The organism is Patescibacteria group bacterium (assembly GCA_035529375.1).
Classification (GTDB): domain Bacteria; phylum Patescibacteriota; class Microgenomatia; order PFEM01; family JAHIFH01; genus DATKWU01.
The window spans coordinates 303,887-326,517 of sequence record DATKWU010000009.1; the positions used below are offsets into that span (position 1 = coordinate 303,887).

At 39.9% G+C, this 22,631-nt stretch carries 23 protein-coding genes; 5 read left to right on the top strand and 18 right to left on the bottom strand.

Annotated elements, in window-relative coordinates; translation table 11 throughout:
* Window positions 1-11 precede the first annotated feature (11 nt).
* From yidD to rpmH, 3 genes are read right to left on the bottom strand one after another with little or no spacing between them, the layout of a single operon-like run.
* A complete protein-coding gene (gene yidD, locus VMY36_02825; GenBank protein HUV42820.1) occupies window positions 12-248 on the bottom strand; it encodes a membrane protein insertion efficiency factor YidD in 237 nt (78 codons plus the stop codon).
* Window positions 249-587: a ribonuclease P protein component gene (rnpA, locus tag VMY36_02830; GenBank protein ID HUV42821.1), complete on the bottom strand. Its 339-nt coding sequence runs from the start codon at window positions 585-587 to the stop codon at window positions 249-251.
* Window positions 588-725 (bottom strand): 50S ribosomal protein L34, encoded by a 138-nt coding sequence (gene rpmH / locus VMY36_02835; protein HUV42822.1) that lies wholly within the window; start codon window positions 723-725, stop codon window positions 588-590. It abuts the gene before it with no gap.
* A 117-nt stretch (window positions 726-842) separates the two neighbouring features.
* On the opposite strand from rpmH, the gene dnaA reads away from it, so the two are divergent.
* The gene (gene dnaA / locus VMY36_02840) at window positions 843-2,222 is read left to right on the top strand and encodes a chromosomal replication initiator protein DnaA (protein ID HUV42823.1); all 1,380 of its coding nucleotides are present in this window, start codon (window positions 843-845) and stop codon (window positions 2,220-2,222) included.
* Window positions 2,223-2,422: 200 nt separating this feature from the next.
* On the top strand, window positions 2,423-3,550 hold the full coding sequence (gene dnaN / locus VMY36_02845) for a DNA polymerase III subunit beta (protein HUV42824.1): 1,128 nt from the start codon (window positions 2,423-2,425) through the stop codon (window positions 3,548-3,550).
* A 7-nt stretch (window positions 3,551-3,557) separates the two neighbouring features.
* On the opposite strand, the gene VMY36_02850 is transcribed toward dnaN, so the two are convergent.
* From VMY36_02850 to VMY36_02870, 5 genes are read right to left on the bottom strand one after another with little or no spacing between them, the layout of a single operon-like run.
* Window positions 3,558-4,637: a hypothetical protein gene (locus tag VMY36_02850; protein HUV42825.1), complete on the bottom strand. Its 1,080-nt coding sequence runs from the start codon at window positions 4,635-4,637 to the stop codon at window positions 3,558-3,560.
* Window positions 4,628-7,153, bottom strand: a complete 2,526-nt coding sequence (locus VMY36_02855) for a peptidoglycan DD-metalloendopeptidase family protein (GenBank protein ID HUV42826.1) — start codon at window positions 7,151-7,153, stop codon at window positions 4,628-4,630. The genes VMY36_02850 and VMY36_02855 overlap by 10 nt, the downstream gene beginning before the upstream one ends.
* 18 nt (window positions 7,154-7,171) lie before the next feature.
* Complete coding sequence (locus tag VMY36_02860) at window positions 7,172-9,109, bottom strand: ATP-binding protein (protein ID HUV42827.1); 1,938 nt, start codon at window positions 9,107-9,109, stop codon at window positions 7,172-7,174.
* Complete coding sequence (locus VMY36_02865) at window positions 9,090-10,022, bottom strand: hypothetical protein (protein ID HUV42828.1); 933 nt, start codon at window positions 10,020-10,022, stop codon at window positions 9,090-9,092. Before VMY36_02865 ends, VMY36_02860 begins: the two co-directional genes overlap by 20 nt.
* On the bottom strand, window positions 10,000-10,989 hold the full coding sequence (locus VMY36_02870; GenBank protein HUV42829.1) for a PrgI family protein: 990 nt from the start codon (window positions 10,987-10,989) through the stop codon (window positions 10,000-10,002). Before VMY36_02870 ends, VMY36_02865 begins: the two co-directional genes overlap by 23 nt.
* Window positions 10,990-11,109: 120 nt before the next feature.
* Here VMY36_02870 and VMY36_02875 point away from each other — a divergent pair, with 120 nt between their 5' ends.
* Window positions 11,110-13,416 carry a hypothetical protein gene (locus VMY36_02875; GenBank protein HUV42830.1) on the top strand — a complete coding sequence of 769 codons (2,307 nt, stop codon included), beginning with the start codon at window positions 11,110-11,112 and terminating at the stop codon, window positions 13,414-13,416.
* Here VMY36_02875 and VMY36_02880 read toward each other — a convergent pair.
* The 9 genes from VMY36_02880 to VMY36_02920 form a co-directional block, all read right to left on the bottom strand.
* Complete coding sequence (locus VMY36_02880; protein ID HUV42831.1) at window positions 13,413-13,577, bottom strand: hypothetical protein; 165 nt, start codon at window positions 13,575-13,577, stop codon at window positions 13,413-13,415. The two genes, VMY36_02875 and VMY36_02880, sit on opposite strands and share 4 nt — an antisense overlap.
* A 17-nt stretch (window positions 13,578-13,594) precedes the next feature.
* Complete coding sequence (locus tag VMY36_02885) at window positions 13,595-15,133, bottom strand: hypothetical protein (protein HUV42832.1); 1,539 nt, start codon at window positions 15,131-15,133, stop codon at window positions 13,595-13,597.
* A 47-nt stretch (window positions 15,134-15,180) separates the two neighbouring features.
* A complete protein-coding gene (locus VMY36_02890; GenBank protein HUV42833.1) occupies window positions 15,181-18,165 on the bottom strand; it encodes a hypothetical protein in 2,985 nt (994 codons plus the stop codon).
* Window positions 18,165-18,443 (bottom strand): hypothetical protein, encoded by a 279-nt coding sequence (locus VMY36_02895; protein ID HUV42834.1) that lies wholly within the window; start codon window positions 18,441-18,443, stop codon window positions 18,165-18,167. The genes VMY36_02890 and VMY36_02895 overlap by 1 nt, the downstream gene beginning before the upstream one ends.
* A 100-nt stretch (window positions 18,444-18,543) precedes the next feature.
* Window positions 18,544-18,921, bottom strand: a complete 378-nt coding sequence (locus VMY36_02900; protein HUV42835.1) for a hypothetical protein — start codon at window positions 18,919-18,921, stop codon at window positions 18,544-18,546.
* A gap of 19 nt (window positions 18,922-18,940) precedes the next feature.
* A complete protein-coding gene (locus tag VMY36_02905) occupies window positions 18,941-19,339 on the bottom strand; it encodes a hypothetical protein (protein ID HUV42836.1) in 399 nt (132 codons plus the stop codon).
* A gap of 2 nt (window positions 19,340-19,341) precedes the next feature.
* Window positions 19,342-19,731 carry a hypothetical protein gene (locus VMY36_02910; protein ID HUV42837.1) on the bottom strand — a complete coding sequence of 130 codons (390 nt, stop codon included), beginning with the start codon at window positions 19,729-19,731 and terminating at the stop codon, window positions 19,342-19,344.
* 3 nt (window positions 19,732-19,734) lie between these two features.
* A complete protein-coding gene (locus tag VMY36_02915; protein HUV42838.1) occupies window positions 19,735-20,088 on the bottom strand; it encodes a hypothetical protein in 354 nt (117 codons plus the stop codon).
* Window positions 20,085-20,408, bottom strand: coding sequence for a hypothetical protein (locus VMY36_02920; GenBank protein HUV42839.1), 324 nt, complete (start codon window positions 20,406-20,408; stop codon window positions 20,085-20,087). Before VMY36_02920 ends, VMY36_02915 begins: the two co-directional genes overlap by 4 nt.
* Window positions 20,409-20,482: 74 nt before the next feature.
* On the opposite strand from VMY36_02920, the gene VMY36_02925 reads away from it, so the two are divergent.
* Together VMY36_02925 and uppS are read left to right on the top strand one after the other, a co-directional pair.
* Window positions 20,483-21,550, top strand: coding sequence for a polyprenyl synthetase family protein (locus VMY36_02925; GenBank protein HUV42840.1), 1,068 nt, complete (start codon window positions 20,483-20,485; stop codon window positions 21,548-21,550).
* Window positions 21,551-21,570: 20 nt separating this feature from the next.
* The gene (gene uppS, locus VMY36_02930; GenBank protein HUV42841.1) at window positions 21,571-22,344 is read left to right on the top strand and encodes a polyprenyl diphosphate synthase; all 774 of its coding nucleotides are present in this window, start codon (window positions 21,571-21,573) and stop codon (window positions 22,342-22,344) included.
* Here uppS and VMY36_02935 read toward each other — a convergent pair.
* On the bottom strand, window positions 22,319-22,630 hold the full coding sequence (locus VMY36_02935; protein ID HUV42842.1) for a TrbC/VirB2 family protein: 312 nt from the start codon (window positions 22,628-22,630) through the stop codon (window positions 22,319-22,321). The genes uppS and VMY36_02935 overlap by 26 nt on opposite strands.
* Window position 22,631 lies beyond the last annotated feature (1 nt).

The following is a 22,631-nucleotide window of genomic DNA, read 5'->3' on the forward strand; positions in this document are numbered from 1 at the left end:
AACAAAATAATTTATCTAACTGGATCATCGCCTCCTTTGTTCCAGGGATGACACCTTATAATTCTTCTTAAGCCTAAAAGGCTGCCTCGGATTATACCATAGCGTTCGACTGCTTGATAGGTGTATTCAGCACAAGTTGGCTGAAAACGACAGGCAGCATCCGACAAGAAAAAAAACTTAAGAAGCGATGAGCGAAAAAACCAGGATTTTTTGTAGGCTTTAATTAGAGCCAAAAAGACTTTCTTCACTTATTCAATCACCCCCACCTTGAGAAAAAGTTTCTTAATTTCCGCTCTAATCTCTTGATCATCAACATTAATAATCTTTTTTTTAGCTAAAAAAACAACATCAAAACTAGGTTTAATTTTTAAAGTCATAATCGTTTCACTTAATAATCTCTTCACTCGATTTCTCTTAACGGCTTTTTTATGAATTTTAGAGGAAATGATGAAACCAAAACGTGTTGGTTGGCTTTTACTAGATTTACTTACCTGGAGACTAAATAATTTTCCTTGAATAAGTCTGCCTTCTTTTTTAACTCGCTTTAATTCCGTTCTTAGGGGAAGACGGTATTTTTTAGGTAACATTTAAACATTAAGTTTCTTTCGTCCTTTAAGGCGGCGTCTTTTAATAACCTTCCTACTATTTCCTGTCTTCATTCTTGCTCGAAAACCGTGACTTTTCTTTCTTTTTTTACTTTTGGGTTGATAGGTTCGTTTTGGCATAGTCTTAGGATACTAGGAAATAAATAAAGAAACAAGAGTATTTTCCTTCTTGACATTCTGTGGATAAGTTGTTTAAACTGGAAATCACCCCTGCTCCACGGTAATTAATCTTTAAACATGGAAAAAGATAAACTCTGGCAAACCGTTTTAGAAAATTTAAAACTCACTCTCTCTTCAGCTAATTTCGCCACTTGGTTTCCCCAAACATTCATCAATAAGGTAAAAGAAGTTAATAAAGAACATCAGATTATCGAAATTGCTTCACCTTCTTCCTTTATTAGAGACACCATTGAAAATCGCTATTATGGTTTAATCAAAGAAGCTTTGGATAAAACAACAAAGAAAAAAAATGATTTGACCTTTATTATTAAACAGTCCAAGAAAACTAAAGGTGAAACTGTAAGGGCAACTAAAGAAGGGCCTCTCTTTGAAAAAACAAAACCAGAAAAATCGGTCACCCAGGAAGCGATCATTCGGGCCGGTCTCCGGCCAGATTTTAATTTTGAAACTTTTGCTGTTAATACCACTAACCAAATGGCTCATGCAGCTGCCAGAGCAGTCGCTGACTCACCTGGTAAGGCCTACAACCCACTTTTCCTTTATGGTGGGGTTGGCGTTGGGAAGACTCATCTGATGCAAGCTATTGGAACGGCTGTCCTTGAACGCCGCCCAAGGACAAATATTATCTACTGTATGGGTGAGGAATTCACCACTGAAATTGTAGACGCTATTCGGAAGAAAACGACCAAACAATTTAAAGATAAATATCGATCGGCCAAGATCCTTTTAATTGATGATATTCAATTTATTGCTGGAAAAACAACTGTTCAGGAAGAGTTCTTTCATACTTTCAACGCTATTTGGCGGGCCGGAGGCCAAATTGTGATGATTTCTGATCGACGACCTGATGAAATTAGCAATCTTGAAAACCGTCTTCGCTCCCGTTTTGAAGGCGGCTTAATTATTGATATCCAAGATCCTGATTTTGAATTAAGAACAGCTATTGTCCTTATCAAAGCCCAACAGCGAAGAGTTAAATTGCCGATGGACGTTGCTCAGTTAATTGCCGGCAATATCACTTCTACTCGTCGTTTGGAAGGTTTTCTTATTCGTTTAATTACCGAAACAAAAACAAAAAACGAACCGATTACTCCCGAATTGGCTTCAGCTATCTTAGGCACAACTAACACTGAATCAATACCTAAAAGAATTGTTAAACCAAAAGAGGTTCTGAGCGCCGTCGCCGGTTTTTACAATTTTAAAAATCGCGACCTCCTAGGACCAAGAAGGCCAAAAAAATTAGCCTTATGTCGTCAAGTCTTAATGTATCTTCTACGGACGGAATTAAAAATGCCTTTGATGGATATTGGTCAATTTCTTAATAATCGCGACCACACTACGGTGATGTATGGGGTTGAAAAAATTACTAAACTTTTACCTGAATCTGAAGATTTACGAGTGGATATTGTGGGGATAAAACAAAAACTTTATGGATAAAAATTTCTAGTTATTAACTTATCCACCAAAGAGTGAAAAATATTAACCAAGATTTGAACAAAAAGAAAAACCGAAAAGTAGGTTAATTGGCAAACAAATATTCACTTGTCAACAAACCAACAACAACAACAATTATTAATAATAAGATTAGGTCCTTGAGATCTTAAAAAATTAAAAGTAAAATTGGGGAGAAGCTTTAAATGAAACTTTCAACTCTTCAAGAAAATCTTGCTAAAGGTTTAACAACAGCCAGTCGTTCGGTTGCTAGCCGGGCGCAGTTACCGGTTCTAAATAATATCCTTCTAGTAACTGACCGGGGTCGGTTAAAACTTTCGGCTACCAATTTAGAAACAGGTGTTAATTATTGGCTAGGAGCTAAGGTTGAGAAAGAAGGGACTCTCTCGGTTCCGGCTAAGGTTTTTACTGAATTTATTACTTCTTTACCAGCGGAAAAGGTTGAATTAGAAGCTAAAGAGAATAATTTGTTAGTTAATTGTGGTTCTTATCAAGCTGAATTTAATGGTTTAGCCGCCACTGAATTTCCCAAAATTCCTTCAATCAAGGGTAAGACTGATTTAAGTTTTGTTTCTACTGAATTAATTGAATCGATCAATCAGGTTGCTTTTGCGGCTGCCCAGGATGAAGGCCGGCCTGTTTTGACTGGCGTTTTGTTGGCGATTGAGGGTAAAAATTTAAGCTTAGTGGCTACGGATGGTTATCGTTTAAGTTTGAAAAAGATACCGAGTACTAAAGGAATTGCTCAATCTAAAGAATTGAAGAAAGGTTTGATTATTCCTTCGCGAACTTTGATTGAGTTAGCCCGAACGATTGGCGATTCTGGTCAAGGAAAAGATATTGGTTTGACCATCACAGAGAAATCAAATCAAGCCATTTTTTCCACAACTGATATTGAGATAATCTCTCGTTTAATTGAAGGTAAGTATCCTGATTACAAACGGATTATTCCTGATAAAGGCAAGACAAATATTATTCTTGACACCACTGAATTGACCAGAGCCATTCGAGTGGCTGCCATCTTTGCCAGGGAAGCAGCTAATATTATTCGCCTTAACATTGACAAAAAAGGTTTAGAAATTACCGCCAATACGGCTCAGGTAGGCCGAAACAGAGTTCGTCTTGAAGCTAAAGTCAGTGGTCCTGGTGGTAAGATTGCCTTTAATTCTCGTTATCTTTTGGATTTATTAGGAGTGGCTAATAGTGAACAGATAAACTTAGAAATGGCTGGTTCTCTGAATCCAGGTGTTTTCACCCTGGTAGGTGAGAAGTCTTATCTCCACATTATTATGCCGGTTAGAGTCCAAGAATAAATTAGGATTAAAAATGTTCTTGAGTAGGCTTCAAATACTCTGAAGAAATAGCTGGGAGAGTAAGAACAGCTTGATAGCGATTACTATCTCTTAGAGTGACGTCACCTTTTAAAAGAAAAACTGGCTGGTGATATTCTTGAACTTCAGTGGTTTCGTAATAGGCAATTGAAACCGAGGAGATTTTGACTTCTCGGATTTCTTCTGGAAAAGGGATGATTTTATAGTCTCCGCTTTCAGTCATTAATTCAATGATTTGAGCTTGACCCTCTTTAATTTCGTTGATAACTTCTTCATAAGATTTAAGAGGATATTGACTGATGACTTCCTGGTCTGTTTGGTGAAGCGAGAAAAAGAGATTAAGGAGATTGCCTTGGTTATCAACTTTAGCTTCAAGTAAATTTCGAACTTGACCAATGCCAACTAGAGGATAGCCATTAAGACTGGATTTAAAAGTGATATTAAAAATAGTGGCTTGATCAAGATTGATAACTGGGTTTAATTCCATTCCTACAGGAACAAAGCCGGTCATTACTTCCACCTCTGGCTTACTGGCAGTTAGGCCCCAGGTTTTAATTTTTTCGGCTACTAGATCACCAATTTTGGTAGAACTAGTGGTTTGATTTTGGACTAAAGGACTTTTGCCGATAAAAGAAAATTGACCAGAAGAAAGATTGACTTTAAGGTAATTTTCTTCCTCTCGCCAGATAAGAAAGTTTCCTTCTTTTCTTTGTTGTTCTTCGGGTGTTCCTAGAAAACCAAGGTCAACAATCATTTTCGAAAGACGAGAGAGAATTTCTTCCTGGGCGAATTTTTTGATTTGATAAACCGCTAGGGATTTAGGGAAACTGGCAAAATCATTTTCTGAGAGTAAAACATCGTAAATTGGTTCTTTACCCAGTGGTTGACTTAACTCTGATTGGGGTTGAGATAGAGAACCAAATTGAGGTGTTGGTAGGGGCTGAGAAGAAGGAGAGGTTGGTCGATAGATAAACCGGATGGCCAAAAGGCTGACCACGATAGTGGCTAGTAAAATGAAAAGCCAATAACGTTTAAAAAAATTAAGAATGTTTTCTTTTTTTATTGACATAGAGGTAAACCTTGACAGGCTTCGTCGACGCTGTGATATTCGCAGCTGTCACTACAAATTAAATAATCACAAGGATCAGGCGTTTTACCGCCATCAATAAAGCAGTTTAATTCACCGCAGCTACTAAAGCCAAGGTGGAGGTGACAACCAGTTGATCTGGTGCCCGTAGAGCCAATGTAGCCGATAATTTCGTCTCGCTCAATTGTTTGACCAGGACTAACTTCCCAGGACTCTAAGTGGGCGTAAAGACTATAGAGACCGTTGTGTTTAATAACCACATAATTACCATAACCATCGGCTCGACCAGCGGCCTGGATAGTGCCTTTGGCGGTCGGATAAACAGCAATTCCACAGGAACTGGTTTTGGGCTGAGGTGTCACAATATCAATACCAGTGTGATATTGACAGCAAGGAATGGCGGCAACAGGGTTGCTGCGGTAACCAAAATTTGATGAACAATAAGCAGCATTTCTAATTGGCCACTGAAAACCTAGACCAGCTGGAGGTTTGATAACCGGTGGTTCTTTTGGTGGTGGATAGGCTTGACTTATTTCTGTTGGGCCGATGGGAAGGATAAAAGCACCGGCGGTCGTCATAACAATAAAAAAGGTTAAAACCATGGAGGTACCAATTGTGCCCACCACTAGCAAAATAATGGCGCTACTAGAAATGGGGGCAACTGTTAAGGAGGTGAAGAAAGCAATTACGCCACCACCCAAGCCACCGACAATCGAACCAGCGCTGGCAACTCCCCAACCAATTAAACCAATAATCCCGACCGTAGCTACTCCGACGCCAATAGCAACTAAAGGTCCAGAAAAGGAAAAGAGAGCGGCGATGCCGATGCCACCAAAAGCAAGGGCTAAAGATTTTTCTGGATCTCTAAGGACGGATTTGATTCCATCCCAGATACCTTGAAGACGAGCTTTGATAAAGTCGATGGCTTTACCAACCGCGAGACCAATGACTGTCCCTACTCCAGGCGCTAAGGCGGTTCCAGCGGCAGCAGCACCAAATTGAACACCTAACTTGGTGGCAATCCAAGTAGCGGCCTTAGTTACTAATTTACTGCTTAAGATTTTTTTGGCAATCGGGGTGAAAAATCTTCCCAACGACTTTTGGTAAAGAGTGACACCTAATTGTTTAAAGGATTCAAAACGACCAAAAGAAATGAATTTAATAATTCGGTTCGGTAAAGTGAATCGAATTATGTTTTTACCTGGACCAACGGTTATGGTTTCATAAATTCTGCTCCCTAGACCGATCTTATTTAGAACCTGATGGAGTCCCCAAGAGTAACCGCTTTTTTCTGACCAATCAGGAGCAGGTGAGGTTTGGTAAAAAATACCTGAGGCTTCATCTTGGGCAAGATGAAAGCCGGTTCGTTTGGGAAAGCTATACCACTGTTTGAGAATAGAGGCGGCCGGTTTATCTTGATAGTAAAAGGTTCTATCCGGACGAACGATTTTGATTTTTTGTTGGGCGCGGAATTTAAGGCCTTTATCGTTTAAATATCTGATAATAGGGTCACTGTCTTTTAAACCTAATTCTTTTAGCTTACTAATGGTGGTTTCAATATCTTCAGAAAAAACTCCTTTTTCAATCATTTCCCGCCATTCGGGGGTCATTTCAGGTGTTCCTGCCGCGATTCTCATTATGCCGACTGGTACGGCATAGGGAATTCTCCTGACATAAGAAACGCCCGCTTGGGGTTGGAGTAAAGAATAGAGAGTTAAGGAGGCGACACCATCGGTTTCGAGATTTAATTGTCTAATAATATCTTCAGGTAGTTTCAGATCTTCTGGTTTGATTGTTTTATCAGCAACGGCAGTCGCTTTCGCGATTCTTTCTCGAGGGGTTATAGCAACTTCTCTTGCTTGTTCTAGAGTATCTTTAGAAGCTTCTTCAACAAAATTTTCGGCAACAACTTTTGGTTCTTTCTCTCCAATCCTTCTTAAATTTTGGCTAATTTCTTTTTTGGTTTGGACAAGGATTTGGTGATATTCTTCTTCGGTCAAAGCAACCTTAAGAGCGACAGGTTCGAGTTTGTCAGTAATGTTTTTGGTGATTTCTTCAGTGACTGCCTCTTGAAGGAGAGGATTATCTCTAAATTTTTCTGTGATTTTTTCAGATTGTTCGCCAATTTCCTGGGCAATTCTCTGCTGAAGAAGTTTAAATCTTTCTCGATATTCAGGTGGGGCTTTTTCCGACTCTAGAATTTGACGTTTCTCTAGATATCGCTCGTAATCTTCTCTTAATTCTCGGACTTTAATGGGATCAAGAAGGCTGGTGTCTAGAACTTTATCACGGTCAGCTAGAAGATCAGCAATTTTATCAATTAGTTTGATAAGGAAGTCTTTGTCTTTGGGGCTAATATCAAGACTTTGAGCGGCGAAGACAACTTCGTTTTTGGCTTCGCCTTCATCTCCAAGTTCAGCCGGCCAGGTTCCCAATTGAAGAAAAAAAGCCAAACGTTGAATATGTTGGTAATACTCTTGAAGCTCTTCTTTATTCATCAATTAAATAATAGCAGATTACAACGGCGTTATCTCGGTTTTTTCTTCTCGGTCGGTGGTTTTGCTTTCTTGACTTTCGGTTTCCTTAGCTTCCTCTATTTTAAGTAGCTCCTCGGGTTTAGAGGTGATTAATTGGTGTTCTTCTTTTGAGGCAACCACTCTGATGGCAACATGATTAGGACCGGCAAAGAAAATACCTTCGCCGACATCAGCGCTTAAGAGAAGGTGTTTTTCACCCTCAGAGAGATAAAAGATTTCAGCAACCTTATCAATAGCAGCCGGTGACATTTTCATTAAAGTTTGAATTGAAGAGTTTTGGATAATGGCTTTACCGTGTTCGGAAACCAGGAAATCCTCAACGTCTTGGGTAATGGTAGTTAAGCCCAGATAATATTTTCTGGCTCTTTTGGCAATTGAGTAAAGGAAGTTGGCCGAATCTGGATACTGCATTAGATACCAAGCCTCATCAACTATCAAAATTCTTTTTTTCATTTCTTTTTTGACCTTGGTCCAAATGTAGTCCAGAATAATAAACATGGCAATTGGTCTTAAAGCGTCTTCTAGATCCCTAATCGAAAAAACAGTGAATTTATTTTTAATGTCCACGTTTGAGCGTTGATCAAAGATACCAGAGAAGGACCCTTTGACAAATTTTTCAATCCGGTCGGCCAAGGAGGAAGCTTCAGGCTCTTCCATACCTCTTAAAGCCTTATATAAATCTTCCATTAAAGGCGGTTCTTTTTTCTGGGTGGCTGGGTCTGGGGTAATCCCTTTCATTTTGTAAGTTAGGATTAAAGCTCGATCAAGAACCGCTTCTTCAGTGGCTGAAAGGTTGCCCATAATGACTTTAAATAGAGAGTGCAGAGAAAGAATTTTTAGGCCTAATTCGTTCTCGCCTTCTTCATAAATCGCTGAGAGATCAAAAGGGTTGATTTTCGAGGGTGAATTAAAACCAAAGGTAATGTATTCACCGCCAACTGCTTCGGCTAAAACTTTATATTCAGATTCGGGGTCAATGGCGATAATCTCCGTACCAAACAAAAGAGAACGTAAGGCTTCAAGTTTGACCATGTAAGATTTCCCGGCTCCTGACTTGGCAAAGATGACTGAATTGGCGTTTTCCAGTGTAAAGCGGTCGAAAACAACCAAAGAATCATTATGTTCGTTAATTCCATACATGATCCCTTCATTGGCCGTTAATTCCGAGGAAGTAAAGGGAAAGGTGGTGGCCAAGGAAGTGGTATCCATATTTCGGGTGATCATCAGTCGGTCGACACAAGTTGGGATGGTAGCTCGAAAACCATCTTCCATTTGAAGAGTGGCGTGTTTAGAAATAATTAATAAAGAACCAAGAGCTGATTCAATTTCTTTGGAGGCTTGATTTAGTTCTTCGAGTGAATCGGCCGGAATGGTGATGTAAAGACCGAATTGGAAGAAACGTTCGGCACCTTTAACCAGCTGCTCTTGGAGAGTCCGGGCATCTTCAAGTTTGGCTTGGGTTGCCGGATCAACAATCTTACCACGCTGCATATCGGTTTGAATTTCCGCTTCCATTTCGGCAATCTTACGCCGCAATTCATCAAGGATTGATTTACCTTCAACCGGATAAACGTACATCGCCACGTCCAGGGAGTGATCAAAATTAATCAAGGGCGCTAGCCAATTAGCGGCCACAAAACGGGGATAGCCGGCCACAAATAAAGTTCTGAAATATTTATTGCCTATTTTCAAATGATCAAAGTCAACCTCAAGCGCACCAGGAGCAATCACGTCCTGAACAGAAACCATGCCTTCAGCGAGTTGGGTAATTGGGTCGACGGGTAGTTTGGTCACCACTTGAGGTGATTCAGGCATTTTTCCTTTTTCTTCTGGTTTACCCTGGGCCAAAGGCAGGCCAATCTTTGAAGACCCCTTTTTACTAATATCGGCGATTTTGTTAAGACCCGGTATTTTCATCTTTATTAACAGCTTGTTTAACTAAACCATTAATTTGATTTCTAATTGAATCTTGATTTGGGATTATCTCCTCGGTTGTTGATGATTGGGCGGTTGAGTCGATTGGTGTTGTCTCAATCTTAATTTCTCCTTGAAGTGAGGTTGTTCTTCTAGGTGGTTCGGCTTGGCTTTCTGTTGTTTCCGGCATTGTTTTTGTTATTGAGCTTCTTTCTTGGGTTGTTTCCATAGCTGCTTCCATGATTGGTGTCTGGTATTGCTTAGAACCAGTCATTTGCTGACCTTTAACTTCAGGATTGTAAATATTGAAGTAGAGCTGAATAAGTTCCTGAGTGTTAAGCTGTTTGCCTTTGAGACCTAAACGAGCGAGTTGTCTTAAAATATGATCCCTTTTAGGATAGAGGTTGGTCTTGGCTTTTTGGAGAATGTAGCTCTTATCAAAAGGGAGTTTCTTTCTAGAAAAGGTAGAAGTGAGGATCTGTTTGACGCCTAGTTCTAAGGCACTCATGGGAATGACGAGATAAAACTTTTTATCAAGAACATTGTTTCTGGCAACCGTTTCTTCGATAAACTGGCGATATTTTTGAATCTGAATTTTAATCTCGTCTTTGGTTTCTTTTTCTTCGGCTCTTTTGATTAATTTAAGATAGCCGGAAATATCTTTTCTTTGGGAGCAAAGAACGATTTGAATAGAAAAAGTGAGTGAGTTTAGAAGGCCGGCATAAGCGTAGATGGTGGCTTCCTGTTCTCTTTCTGAAAGGAGACCAAAGTTAATCGCCGTGGTAGCAATCGCCAAACAACAGCTACCGTCTTTGAGAATAACAATCCCGTCTTGGATATCCTCAATATCAAGATGTTCTTGAGTTGAAGCTCTAATCGGTATTTTGGTTGGATCAAGTGTTTTGGGCAGGTTCATGGATTTTTCCTTTGGTGCGAATCTCTAAGGGTTCGACGATCGCGCCAGTAAGATTGGTTTTAATAATATCAAATTGATAACCTTCTTTTTCAGCTTCAATTTCGTATTGACCGTTATCTAGGGGAGTGACGCTTCGAAATTGGCCTAATTTATTAGTTTTCAGAGCCCTGACTGGAATTCCCTGAGTATTTCTGATTTCTATAATCGCATTTTCAATAATTTTGCCCTCAAGGTCAAGAACCATTCCCACAAGAGTATTAGGTTGAGTAGGAGCTTGAGGAAAAGGTAGTTCAGGACTGAATTTAGCTTCCACCGTGGGTTTTCTAGGTTGAGCTGGTTGTTTGGGTAAGACAAAAGGTTTTCTTTTGGGAGTACTTGTTTTTTGAGGATAGCTAATTTTTGGTTTAAAAGTTGTTTCAGGCTTGGTTATTGGTTGGAAAGGTTGCCGAATGGGCGGAATCTTTTCTGTTGGTTGAGCCATATTCGCCGGCATTTTGGTTAATTGGAACATATTAAGAGATTTTTTAATAAAGTTTTCTTCTTGTTGGTCAAGTTGACTTTGAGATTCGGTTGGGAGAGTTGAGAGGTATTCTCTTAATTGTTTTTTATTTGGTGGTGGGGCGGCCTTTTTTTGAAAAACAACCTTTTTGTAACCAGTTTTGAAGATATCAGGCTCCTTAGCTTGTCTTTCCCAGACGAATTGAGTTGGTGAGAAAATAGCTTTGATAAAGGCAACAATCCACTTATCAAGCGGCCTTTCCTGAATCGGCATAAAAGCCATGGCAAAACCAAGAAAAACAGCCAGAGCCACCAAAGGCCATTTAATGATTGGCACGAGGGGAGTGGCATAGAGAATCAAGCCAATAATACAACCACCAGCCAAAAAGCCAAATTGTCGAACGGTCATATCACCAACCAGACGGAATTGGTAAGAAGAAATGTGTTGTGGTACTGGATGTTGTTCCATGACTACCTCTCTATTCTAAAGTGATTTTAAACTCGATTCAACCGTTTCAAACTAGGTCAAATTACAAGGAAAATAGGGCAATTGTCGTTGAAAAGAGTTCTATGATATAATCCAATCAGCATGGCTGGAGAGGAAACATATATTCCAAAACCTAAAGGTCTGGAGGAGATGACTGGAGGTAGTTTACCAGAAGGAAGAGACGAGGAAATTAGGAGAATGGTTGAAGAAAGACCAATTAGCGGTGGTCAGGATGTGCCTGAGGATGAAGGCAAGGTTGATATTAGTGAATTAGTTAAAGCCCAGGTAGAAGCGGCGGTCGCTAGTGTGAGAACGGAATTATCAGACCAAATTTCTGGTTTACAAACCAAACTTCAAGTGAGTGAAGCCCAAAAAGAGGCTTTAGAAAAGAGAATGGAAGGTTTAGAGGGTATCGAGGGGCTAAAAAGACCACTTAATAAAATTCTTAAGGCAATAGAGAGAACGGCTGTGGGAGCAGAAAGAACTGCGGCTAGTGGACAGGCTTCGTCTGAAAGACTTTTAATCCCCGAATCAGAAAGGCCCAAAACAAAAGAAGGCTGGGCTGATTTGGCAAGAGAAGAATTAACAGTTTTAAGAGATCGAGGTGAATCCCCTTATTCTCCTTTTCTATGGGGAGAGAGACCTGAAGTTAAAAGAGTTCTTGAGAGTATTCCTAAAAAAGATTGGGAAGGTATTTCAGCTAAAGAATGGGAAAAATTACAAAAAGAATTAGAAAAAGAGATTTGGGTGATTCAAAAAGAAGACGGTTTAGCAACCCAGTGGTCTCAAAGGTCTAGTAATTTAAAAGCGTTAGGAGAATTAACTGACCTTATTTCGGCCACGGGAGTAGCCTTAGATCCCGAAAAACTAAATGCCTTATCTAGTCTTGCTCCAGCCAAGACACCCGAGTATCTAAAAGAAGAAGGAAAAGAAATTATTCCTGAGGGAGAAAGTATGTCTATCCAGGTTAGTAGAGCCCTTCACATTTACGCTAAATATTTTGGTGTTTGGGCTGAGGAGATAGCTAATGAGATGGATAAACCAGGGGGAATAGAAGATAGACTAAGAACAAGGTGGCTAAAAGGTGACTTTAGCAAGGATAAAAAGAAATGGGGGAAAGCGGTTGATGACGAGATAGATGCGTTTGATTATCGAAATAATTCTAAACTAAGTAAAGCGGGTAAAGAAGTTTTAGAGAGATTAGGATTCGGTAGTGACGGAAAAATTCCTTATAAAACTTTACAAGAAATTTTTAAAGAGATGCCTGATGAGGCTAGTAAGGAAAGGAAATATCAAGATTTGAAGAAGCAGATTGATGATGCTGTTAAAGCTAAAGATACAGGTGGTCTTTCTCTGGCTGAACTTTTCGATAGAAATATATTTTGTCAAAATATTAATGTAAGTGAATCAAGATATACTCAGTGGTTAGTGGCAATGCTCGCTGGTAGTGAATATGCTGGTGAGTCGGCTATGAGATTTTTAAGATATACCGGTGAATCAGGGGAGATGAATACAACTCATGTTCCAGGCGCTTGGGTGAGTGATGGTTTTACTCGTATTCCTTGGATAGAAAGAAGAAGGTTGTCAGAAGCGAGGAAGAGGCGAGTCCGTGGCCCTAATATAACTTTAGGCAGGTATAAATTTCCTATTGAAAGAGAGGGAAAAGAAAGAGGTCTATGCCACAGTTGGGTAAGAGAAGCAGAAGTTAAAATTGGAGATAAAAAGATGAAAATAATTGAGCTTTTAAGAGGCGATAATCGTTGGTTTCATGAGATTCCTTGGGACCAATTGGGTCAAGAGACTTATATTAGTAATTTTACTTTGGCTGTCACTCACGGTGTGAATATTTTTGGATTACTTACCAATCCTAATATTGAATTAACTGGAAGAGAGGGATTACTTAGTCAAGCAGAAGAATTAAAAAAATTAAATAAATCGATGCAATATTCATTTAAAGACTGGGAAAGTGGGGAAATCGCTCTCAAAAAAGAAGACGGGACACCAATAGATGGTGATGGTGGTTGGGAGAAGAGAGAGAATTGGGCTCAATATTGGTTAGAAAAAGTTAAGTCTATAAAAGGATTGTCTGCGTTTGGGAAAAGTCTATGGAGTCCTTGGTTTACTTTTTACCTTGGGGCAATTTATGAACATCATCCGAATCGAAATCTTCCCCAAAGGGAAATTCATTCCCCCACCGGAATCTATAGGAAGAGAAAAATTCCCCATTCTCGAAGATGGAATGAAGAAAGAGAGACGGCTGAGGGAGGGCGTATCTATAGGGAAAATTCGGTTGCCGATTTTATCGGTGAGGGAGTAGAGCAAGAAGTTTTAACTCCAGGGGAAGCAGAACTTCTTATAGCTGTTTGCCAGATATCTAAAGTAAAAAAAGCCGATATTTTGGGTCTTTAAACTTTTCTAAAGAAATTTTCAAGAAATTGCCTTTTCAAAGAGGGAGCGTCGTTGGGTTTTTGAGGAGCTACTTTTTCTAAGACATCTTTTTTGGTTATTTTAAGAACAATTTTCCCGGTTTCAGTAATTGGTCTTACTACTCTCTTGATGCTATTTTCCATTTGATCTACAACGCTTTTTAACCTGAGACTTTTTTACTAAGTACTTCAATAACGCTCGAAATGCCCGTTTCTAAGCTTTTTGGTTTCTCGCCGCTTCCCCTTCCCTCCTTTCCCCATGTGATTCTTTCTGCTATTTTTGGACCAGCACCCATCATCGCCATACCTGCTACTCCCCTTATTGGACCAACTGCTTCGCCAATAGCTGCTCCATATTCAAACGGCTTACCGGCAAGAAAAGCTTTAATTATATCTGTGACTTTTGGGGTGAGGGCAAGAATGCCAATACTAATAAAGAGCATAATGATGGTCGATATAACATTAGCTGAACCCAAATTCCGAAATGCTGCAACAAGATCCTCTAAAAAAGTAGAACTGGTATTACCTTCGATACTGCTTACAACTAAGCTTCCTAAATTAGATTTTCTAAAAAGCGGAGCAATAGCCAAATAACCAGAGAGAAAAATCATTGCTATCGTGGCTGGCAGAACAACTAAGTTGGCAATGAGATTTCTAAACCAGCTGGAAATAGCGTTACTTCCTGGCAGAATACCAACTAATATTTCGAAGGGAGCAAAAATTAAATGAAGGACAACCATAACATAGGCCTTTAAGAGTGCCCATAAGATACGGATGTAGATAATAAGAAAAATGATAGCCAAAAGAAAAAGAATTGTTACGTTTAAGCCTATTATCATAGGAGATATAGGCCATAAGATAATGCTAGTAATTATGGTAGGGGTAGAAGTGATAATGGTAAAGGTTAGAAAAGTAGCAAAGGCAGGCCCGAGTAAGATTATGAAGATACCAGCAGCCAAATGACTAGCATCAGTAACAGCTTGAGCAGTAATTAGTCGAGAGAGCCATTGAGGAAAATTCGGGTCTGTATCAGGGATGTGTTTGAAAGTAAAAATAATCAGATTTGTAAAGACCCACATAAAATCAATCATGAGGCCAACGATTGCGTAAGAGAAGGTTATTAAAATAAGGCCAATGACTACTTTTGGAAGAGCTGATTGAATGGTGATTACAGTTTGAGGATTGATTTTAACCCGGAACATAATAGCAAACCCCATAAAGACAAGGATGAGAACAAAGAAAACATAGGTAATATTTCGAAAGGTTTTCCAGAGAGGGAGATAGTCAGCCATTCGTTCGAATCCAGTATCTTCTTGGGCGTAGGTTGGTTTGACAACTCTCAGTTTTTCACCGATGCTTGCTAAATATTGAATCCCAGAAGCAGGCGGGGTAGCGTAAATATAGGCGATAAAACTGCCGATAGTTCTAATCATTCCTGTTTGGTTTTGGTTTTGTTCTCCCTGGTTCAAGACAACACCGAAAATAAAATGAACGATCGAGCCAAAGATTGCTTTGATTGTTTCGTAAACAAAACTTTGGAGGTTCATTTCTTCTGAATTGATAGCGCTTTCAAATTGAAATTGGTAAGTACTTTCAGGTGTGGAAAATGCTTGAATCGGGCCAGATAAGATAAAGGAGAATAGAAAGAAGAAAAGGAGAGTTAGAGTAATTTTTTTCTTGGTAAATAATTTGGTTAACATGATTCAATTCAACGATAACATTCCCTAAAAATTATTTCAACTTACTTTTATTGAACAATTGTTCCCCATAGCCATTGCAAAAGGTTTTTACCTTCGTCTTTGGGTACAAGTGATTTAGTTACCCATTCTTTGGCTAATTGAACACCACCAAGGTAGTTGTAATAGAATCTGCCTTCTGAGGGAGTAATATCTTCTGGGCTTTGGCTGTCTTTGTAATAGAACTGAATTTCACTGGCCGCATCCATTTCTCGGAATTCCGGCCAGGTGGCTGGGCGGAAAATATTAAAGAGACCATTGGTGTCTAATTTACCGGTTTGTTCCCAGATCTGGGTTAGGTAAGGATGAAGGAGACGGGTGCCAAAATCCCTTTTAACCGATCTCTCAATAATCTCCTTGCAGGGATCTTTACATTTCTCGCACTCGTTAGGATCTTTTGATTTAGGGTCGAGTACGCAACCAGGAATTGGTTTACAATCGAGACCTTCTTGACGGCACTTTTCGTATTCAGGATTTTCCCAAGCATCAACAGCTACCAGAGGAATATTGATTTTGCATTCTTCATCACAACAAAGCTTGTCATTATCATTAGGGTCTGTAATCGCTGGCAATTCACAGTTAGATACTTGAACAAGAGGACCAGAAACACCACAAGTTGCTGGCGGTTCATAAGGTTCGCCTTTGCAAGAACCTGTTCCGTTCTCATCAAGAGTCATACAACAACCTTCACTAACTCCAACGTGTCCAGTGGAAGTTCCAATATTATAGTTGATGGCACTGACATTAATGCAAGCTGTTCCGCCAGGTCCAGGAGAACCTATGTGGTATTCTAGACCCGGACCGAGATTGTTTATTCCCATGAATTGGCCGTTGATTTCCACCCAGACATGACCATCACCAGAGGCATCAATAATGATTGTACAGCCTCCTCCTGAACAAGTGATAGACCTAATATTAATACTTGAACATTGGTCGCCGTCAGGATCACAGCCACTAGCTTGAGCTAGAAGTTTTTTCTCTCCTGGTGAAGCGATAATAAGGCTTGTTTGATTTTGGGCATACATTAAACTGCTATCCCATTGCGTTAAAAGCATGTTATTTAGTTCCTGAGTGGCTTCATTCAGGCGAGCAACATGAGGAACATCTTCTACCTGCGGTTCAATATTTTTGGGAATATCATCAGATTTATAGCCGTAATAGGGCATAATCCAGCCAATGGTATCATCACGACTGATCAAGGGAGCGACCACCCAGAGATTGGACCATTTACCGTTTTCTGCTTCTTTCCATTCTTGATATTTTATTTCGTAATTTTCCTCTTCAGGGTCTGGAGGAAGATGATCAGCCAGACTCGTTAAAGTGCTGGTAGCTCCAGTTTCGTCCCAATGAGAAATTTTAATAGGGGAACTATCAAGAATAGTCTTAACTCCAGCAATCAAAGCATCATCCAAGGGATTTAAAGTTTTATCACTAAAGAGACAGTAGTTAGAAAATTCTTCAGCCTTTTTAACGACAATATTACTACCTGTTAGTTTTCCTGCTATTGTGATAAGGGCTTCCGCCCAAAAAGGCGCGTCCCAACAAAGGCGGCCAATATAATTAAGGTTGTAATCGTGAACGCCACCTTCGTGGATATTTTTTTCTATAGTTTCTTTTGCTCTCTTGACCATGTTTTTCTTCAGCTCGTCTTGGTAGGCCATAGGGGTTAATTTGCGAAGAACACCAGCGTGGTTAACCCAATCTAGCCAGTATTGCCCATAGTTCTGGTAGTATTCATTGGTTCCTTCGAAGTAGTCAGCCAAATATTTTTGTTCGTAATCGGATTTATCATCAACGCCCTCGCCTTTATAACCAACAAAAGGGATAGTGGTATCTGAAGGATCGATAGTGACGATTCCCCCCCATTTTCTACTGACACAATGAGGCGGTTCTTCAGTGCCGTCACCCCGTTCATAAGTAACGGTATCGTGAACTGTAAAACTCGTGGCGCATGAAGGACAGTAATTGTGGGTATCGTCACAAGAATCGCAAGGAACCGGTCGGGAATCATAATCGCCGCCGTCGGAGGGGTTACAGGTGGGTGGCGGGGCGACAACGACATAAGGTGATGGGGTAGGGATGGGAAAGGGAATAAATTCAAAATCAGGAATAATTCCTTCAAGCAAGGCCGCATAAAGTTGAAAATAGAAAAATGCCAATTTGGGATTACCAAAAATATCTACTAAGCCAAAACCCGGTCCGCCGAAGTCCGAAAAGGTATACCAAAGAACGGTCGCCACCTCATTACCGAATTCTCGGGCAACTAATTCATAAACGGCTTTAAGATAATCAGCCTGGAGTTGTTGATCAGCTACTTCCCAGCCAAATTCAGTTATCCAGAGAGGTTTACCCTCTGAGACCGCTAAAAAATTTAAAAGAGTTTGTCTAACTAGATTGATGTCAAGAGTGTAGGGGTGAACCCCAACCCCATCAGCCGGCAAGCCACCAGCAATTTCAATTACTTTTATTAGATAATTTGGGTCGCCAGCCACCATTCCTCCGGTGACAACAAAACTATTTGAATTTTCATTTATAGCGTTATAGGCAGCTGCCAAAAGGGCGGCATAATTTCCAGGGGGAATATAAATTGAGGCAACATTATTTTGAGCGTCTTGCTCATTCCAGATTTCATAAGCGGCTACCCTATCCCCGAAGCGAGCTGCGGTCTCAGCTGCCATGTTGGCAAAATTATTTACATAATTAGAATTAATTTCTAAGTTTGGCGGCCAAAGTGTTTGCTGGTTTAGAACCATAACAACATCGATTCCCGCCTGATTAAGTTCATTTATATAGGAATCGTAGTTGAAACCAGAATCGGGCACATAAACAAATCTTACCCAACTAGCCCCCAGAGCTTGAAGGTCGCTGGCACTTGGTCTTGATTGGGGATTAATAGGACCAATATTAATCCCCGCGCCCCCTGCTTGAGCAGAAACTTTTTGGGGAGAAACAAGGAAAAAGAAAAGTAGTAATATTCCTAGGCAGATTTTTTTCATTATTCAAACTTAAACTCAAGCAATCCTTCGATGCCAGTAAAGTCAGCAATGAATTTAAGAATGAACCAAGCAATGATAATCAAGACTAGACCAAGAATGGCATAGGTAATTGTGTTCCTTGCTGATTCAACTGCCTTAGGATCACCACCAGAAGTCAACCATTTGAAGCCACCAAGAATAATCATGATGAAAGTAGCAATTCCGGCTAAACGAATAGCCAAATTTAGAAGATTCCACATGATTTGAATTAGGTCTGAAATTCGAGCTGGATCTTCCATTAAACTAACTTTACAACACCAAAACACCTACCGTCAAGGGTAGGTGTCGGTACGCACTTTAATTATTTAAACCGCTTCTATATAAGGATTAGATTCTTTATTATTTAATCGTTGGAATTGCTAGTCCGGTGAGAATATGAATTCCAAAGAATGTCTCCAATAATCTAATGATGGCCCAGGAGGCAAAAACAATTGCTAGACCAATTAGAGCGGCCGTGAGCGTGCTTTGAGCATTGGCCGTTCCTTCTTTGTCACCACCAGAGGTAATCCATTTAATCCCACCAATGATGAGAAAGAAAAAGGAAATCAGAGCTGCCACTACCAAGAGCAATTTAATAGCAGCAGAAATTATACCCGGAATAGTAATAGTGCCTAAAGCCCCAAAGTCTTCACCTGTAGGTAAGATGCTAATGGTATCACTAGCCGCCAAAGCAGGAGCAATCATTAAGTAATTTGTCAATTCTTTAATTTTCTTCATTTTTTCACCCCCTTTCCTTTTATTTGATTAGATAAGGCGAAATATCAAAAAAGAGATTCTCGAGCGCCTCAATCCCAAAGAAACTCCCAATTAATTTGATTATAGCAAAGACAGCAAAAAGAGCAATTAGACCAACAATCGCACTGACGACTTTACCTCGGGCTGACTCTAGAGCCGCCTTGTCGCCGCCAGCGGTCATCCATTGAATCGCCCCAACCACCAGAAAAATGAAAGCAACGATAACCCCGACGATAAGAAGAATGGCGATAATATTACCCAGGAAAAGGTTAATAATATCAAGGCCTTCACCAGTACCAACCAGAGGATTAAGAGCAGGATTGTAAATACCTTCTTGGTATTCGCCTGCGCCTCCTCCTTCACCTGGTGTCGCAGCAGCTAAATAGATTTTTTCTATCATTTTTAGGGCCCTAGTTGTTCAATAATTTCTTGAGGATTAAGAATGTCAAATCCTAAAAAATTGCCGATAAGAGAAATAAGAGCATAGGCGAGAACAATAACAATCAGGCCAGTCAAGCCATTACTGATTCTTTTAGTAGCCCCTTCAACTGCTTTAGAATCACCACCAGCCGTTAAATAGCCAAAAGCGCCGATAACAAGAATGAAGAAGAACCAAATACCGGCAATAACGGTCATAATGCCGATGATTTTTGAAAGGATTGAAGTGAAGTGTCTGGCGGCAACACCAACATTACTGAATCGGTAGAGAGCTCCCCAGGGACCGAAACCTTCACTGGGGTCTCCGCCAATGGGACCAAGATCAACTTCAGCGGCAAAGATTTTTTCTATCATTTTTTAAGGCCCGTAAATTTTCGGATTAAGAATGGCGCTGGCATTGCCAAATAACAAATAACCAAAAATGGCAGCTAGAACAAAAGAGCCCAGAATAAACAAAAGCCCCATCAGTGATTGCCAGATTCTCGCCCAAGCTGCCCCCATTTTTTTAGGATCATCACCCGCACTTAAAAAACCATAGCCGGCAATGATTAAGTTAAAAAAAGCAAAAAGACCGCCGACAACAATTAAAAGACGGATAATATTATTCAAAAACTTGATCATCCCAAAATTTGGCCCAGGCTCGCCAGCATAGCCAGTAATCCCCATTTTGGTAAAAGGATTTTCAATGGCTCCAAAAATTTCGAAAATCATATGCCTAAACCCCCACTAAGAAAATCAATACCGGTAATAACTTTAATAATTTGTATTATCCAATAACTGGCAAAAATAATCAAGAAACCAATTAGAGCGGCGGTCACCGCCTGGGTTCCTTTAGCCGCTCCCTCAGGATTTTCCTGGCCAGCGCTGATAAGGAACATCAACCCACCACCAATCAGAAGAAAGAAGAGAATAATACCAGCTAAAACATAGATGTTGGGTAGAAGATTGGAGATAATGCCCCCCAAAGTCATACTCGTACTCAAACCTGAGTGTTCGCCAAAAAGGGCTTTGCCAATTTCGAAATTCTGCATCACATTTAGTCTATCAATATCAAATTTAAGTGTCAACTTTTGCAAGTGGTCAAGATTTTGTTATACTTCTCGCCATGGAAGCAAAGGCTTATCTTCAAGATTACGTTAAAAAAACAGAGCCACTATTAGATTCCTTTTTTAAAACTAAGGAGAAAGAAGCGGCTGAGATTTCACCCCTGGCCGCAGAAATGATGAGAATTTATCGTCAGTTTATGGGTGGCAAAAACATTCGTGGAGCTCTGGTCAAATTAGGTTATGAATGTTTTGGTGGTAAGAATGAAAAAGCGATTCTTGAAGCCTCTTTAATGGTGACTCTGACTCACGCTTTTATTTTAATCCATGATGACGTGATGGATCGGGATGTCTTAAGAAGGAACAAACCAACCATTCATGTTCAATATAGTAATCTCTACAGAAAACGTCATCAAGATAAAAGAGATCAGGCCGAGCATTATGGTCTGAGTATGGCGATTGATCTTGGTGATATTGGTTTTACTCTGGCCCATCTCCTTTTGGTTGATACCGATTTTAGTGATGAGATTAAAACCAGAGTTTTGAGAAGATTTAATCAACAGATTTTGACAACCGCTTTTGGTCAGGCTCTTGATGTCACTCTTGAAGCCACTGATAAGCTCTCAGAAAAAGATATTACCAAGATTCATCATTACAAAACAGCCGACTACACGGTTACTGGTCCCTTACAGTACGGGGCTTTGTTCGCTGGTGCAAATGAAAAGGAAATAAAAAAGATAGGGAAATTTGGTTTACCAGTTGGGATTGCTTTTCAGTTGCGGGATGATGAATTAGGTCTTTTTGCTGATGAAAAAATTTTAGGCAAACCAATTGGCAGTGATGTTAAGGAAAACAAAAACACAATTCTTCATCTTAAGGTTCTAGGATTAGCTAAGGGAAAAGAGAAACAATTTATTCAACAAGTTTATGGCAAGAAGAATCTGACTAAAAAAGAACTGGAAAGAGTCAGGCGGATTACTGAAGAGACTGGGGTTTTAGCTTATTCCCAAAAAATGGCGAAGAGTTTGGTTGAAAAAGGCAAGAAATATATTTCCCAAATTACTCGGAAACCTGAATTAGCCGATACTTTAAGAAAAATGGCTGATTTTATGATTGAACGCGAGAGTTAGGAGTGGTAGAATCCAGTCCGATGCCGAAAAAAACTTCTAAGACCAAAATAGATAAAAAAAATCTTCCCAGACATATTGGCATTATTATGGATGGTAACCGACGTTGGGCTGCAAAAAGAGATTTGACACCAATGGAAGGCCACCAAGCCGGAGTCAAAGCCCTAATCAAAATTGTGGATTATTGTTTGGATCTGAAGATAGAAACCTTAACGATTTATGCTCTCTCAACCGAAAATTGGCGGAAAAGAGCCAAGAAAGAAGTGGAAGGACTTTTTAACTTGTTGGTCAGAGCCGTGGAAGAGAAAAAAGAAGAGTACAAAGAAAAAGGCGTCAAGTTAGTGGTTTTAGGCAATTTTCAGGCTTTTCCTAGGAAAGTCGTTCGGGCGATTGAAGAGATGTTAGCCATTGTTAAAACTCATGAGAGATTAAAGGTCAATGTCGCTTTAAATTATGGCGGTCGAGACGAAATTATTAGGGCCATCAAGAAAATTGTTGAAGATGAAGTTCCGCCCAAAAAGATTAATGAAAAAATGTTTGGTAAATTCCTTTACACTAATGGCGAACCAGACCCCGACTTAATTATTCGGACTGGCGGCGAATCAAGGCTTTCTAATTTTCTTCTCTGGCAATCTAGCTATTCCGAGCTTTATTTTACTAAAACTCTTTGGCCAGACTTTTCTCCAGCCAAGCTCGACAAAACAATTCTTGCTTATCAAAAGCGGACCAGAAGATTTGGTGGGGGTACGTTTGCTATCTACAGGAAGAAAGCTAAAAAATCTTCAAGCCAAAAATAACTTCCAAAATTTGAATCAGCCAATAGGCAACAAAAATAATAACAAAGCCGATGACAGCGCCCGTGAGTCTTCCTTTAGCTGACTCCATTTTCTTTGGGTCACCAGCCGAAGTCATCATTTCAAAGCCAGCCCAAATCAGGATTAAAAGCAAAGCCAAACCAGCCAAAGCAAAAATATAGGGGATCAGGTCATTGATAATATTGCTAATATTCCCACTGGCAAATGCAAAGCTAGGTGGATCATTAATTGATTCGCCGCCAGGAAAAGTTAAAGCTAATTTTTTCATT

Bases quoted from the DNA above. Each gene is read 5' to 3' on its own strand.
- rnpA (HUV42821.1), bottom strand. From the start codon at position 587: ATGTTACCTAAAAAATACCGTCTTCCCCTAAGAACGGAATTAAAGCGA.
- uppS (HUV42841.1), top strand. From the start codon at position 21,571: ATGCCGAAAAAAACTTCTAAGACCAAAATAGATAAAAAAAATCTTCCC.
- VMY36_02865 (HUV42828.1), bottom strand. From the start codon at position 10,022: ATGAACCTGCCCAAAACACTTGATCCAACCAAAATACCGATTAGAGCT.
- dnaA (HUV42823.1), top strand. From the start codon at position 843: ATGGAAAAAGATAAACTCTGGCAAACCGTTTTAGAAAATTTAAAACTC.
- VMY36_02905 (HUV42836.1), bottom strand. From the start codon at position 19,339: ATGATAGAAAAAATCTATTTAGCTGCTGCGACACCAGGTGAAGGAGGA.
- VMY36_02915 (HUV42838.1), bottom strand. From the start codon at position 20,088: ATGATTTTCGAAATTTTTGGAGCCATTGAAAATCCTTTTACCAAAATG.
- VMY36_02900 (HUV42835.1), bottom strand. From the start codon at position 18,921: ATGAAGAAAATTAAAGAATTGACAAATTACTTAATGATTGCTCCTGCT.
- rpmH (HUV42822.1), bottom strand. From the start codon at position 725: ATGCCAAAACGAACCTATCAACCCAAAAGTAAAAAAAGAAAGAAAAGT.
- VMY36_02920 (HUV42839.1), bottom strand. From the start codon at position 20,408: ATGCAGAATTTCGAAATTGGCAAAGCCCTTTTTGGCGAACACTCAGGT.
- VMY36_02850 (HUV42825.1), bottom strand. From the start codon at position 4,637: ATGTCAATAAAAAAAGAAAACATTCTTAATTTTTTTAAACGTTATTGG.
- VMY36_02860 (HUV42827.1), bottom strand. From the start codon at position 9,109: ATGAAAATACCGGGTCTTAACAAAATCGCCGATATTAGTAAAAAGGGG.
- VMY36_02925 (HUV42840.1), top strand. From the start codon at position 20,483: ATGGAAGCAAAGGCTTATCTTCAAGATTACGTTAAAAAAACAGAGCCA.
- VMY36_02895 (HUV42834.1), bottom strand. From the start codon at position 18,443: ATGGAAGATCCAGCTCGAATTTCAGACCTAATTCAAATCATGTGGAAT.
- VMY36_02870 (HUV42829.1), bottom strand. From the start codon at position 10,989: ATGGAACAACATCCAGTACCACAACACATTTCTTCTTACCAATTCCGT.
- VMY36_02885 (HUV42832.1), bottom strand. From the start codon at position 15,133: ATGTTAACCAAATTATTTACCAAGAAAAAAATTACTCTAACTCTCCTT.
- VMY36_02910 (HUV42837.1), bottom strand. From the start codon at position 19,731: ATGATAGAAAAAATCTTTGCCGCTGAAGTTGATCTTGGTCCCATTGGC.
- VMY36_02855 (HUV42826.1), bottom strand. From the start codon at position 7,153: ATGAATAAAGAAGAGCTTCAAGAGTATTACCAACATATTCAACGTTTG.
- VMY36_02890 (HUV42833.1), bottom strand. From the start codon at position 18,165: ATGAAAAAAATCTGCCTAGGAATATTACTACTTTTCTTTTTCCTTGTT.
- VMY36_02880 (HUV42831.1), bottom strand. From the start codon at position 13,577: ATGGAAAATAGCATCAAGAGAGTAGTAAGACCAATTACTGAAACCGGG.
- VMY36_02875 (HUV42830.1), top strand. From the start codon at position 11,110: ATGGCTGGAGAGGAAACATATATTCCAAAACCTAAAGGTCTGGAGGAG.
- VMY36_02935 (HUV42842.1), bottom strand. From the start codon at position 22,630: ATGAAAAAATTAGCTTTAACTTTTCCTGGCGGCGAATCAATTAATGAT.
- dnaN (HUV42824.1), top strand. From the start codon at position 2,423: ATGAAACTTTCAACTCTTCAAGAAAATCTTGCTAAAGGTTTAACAACA.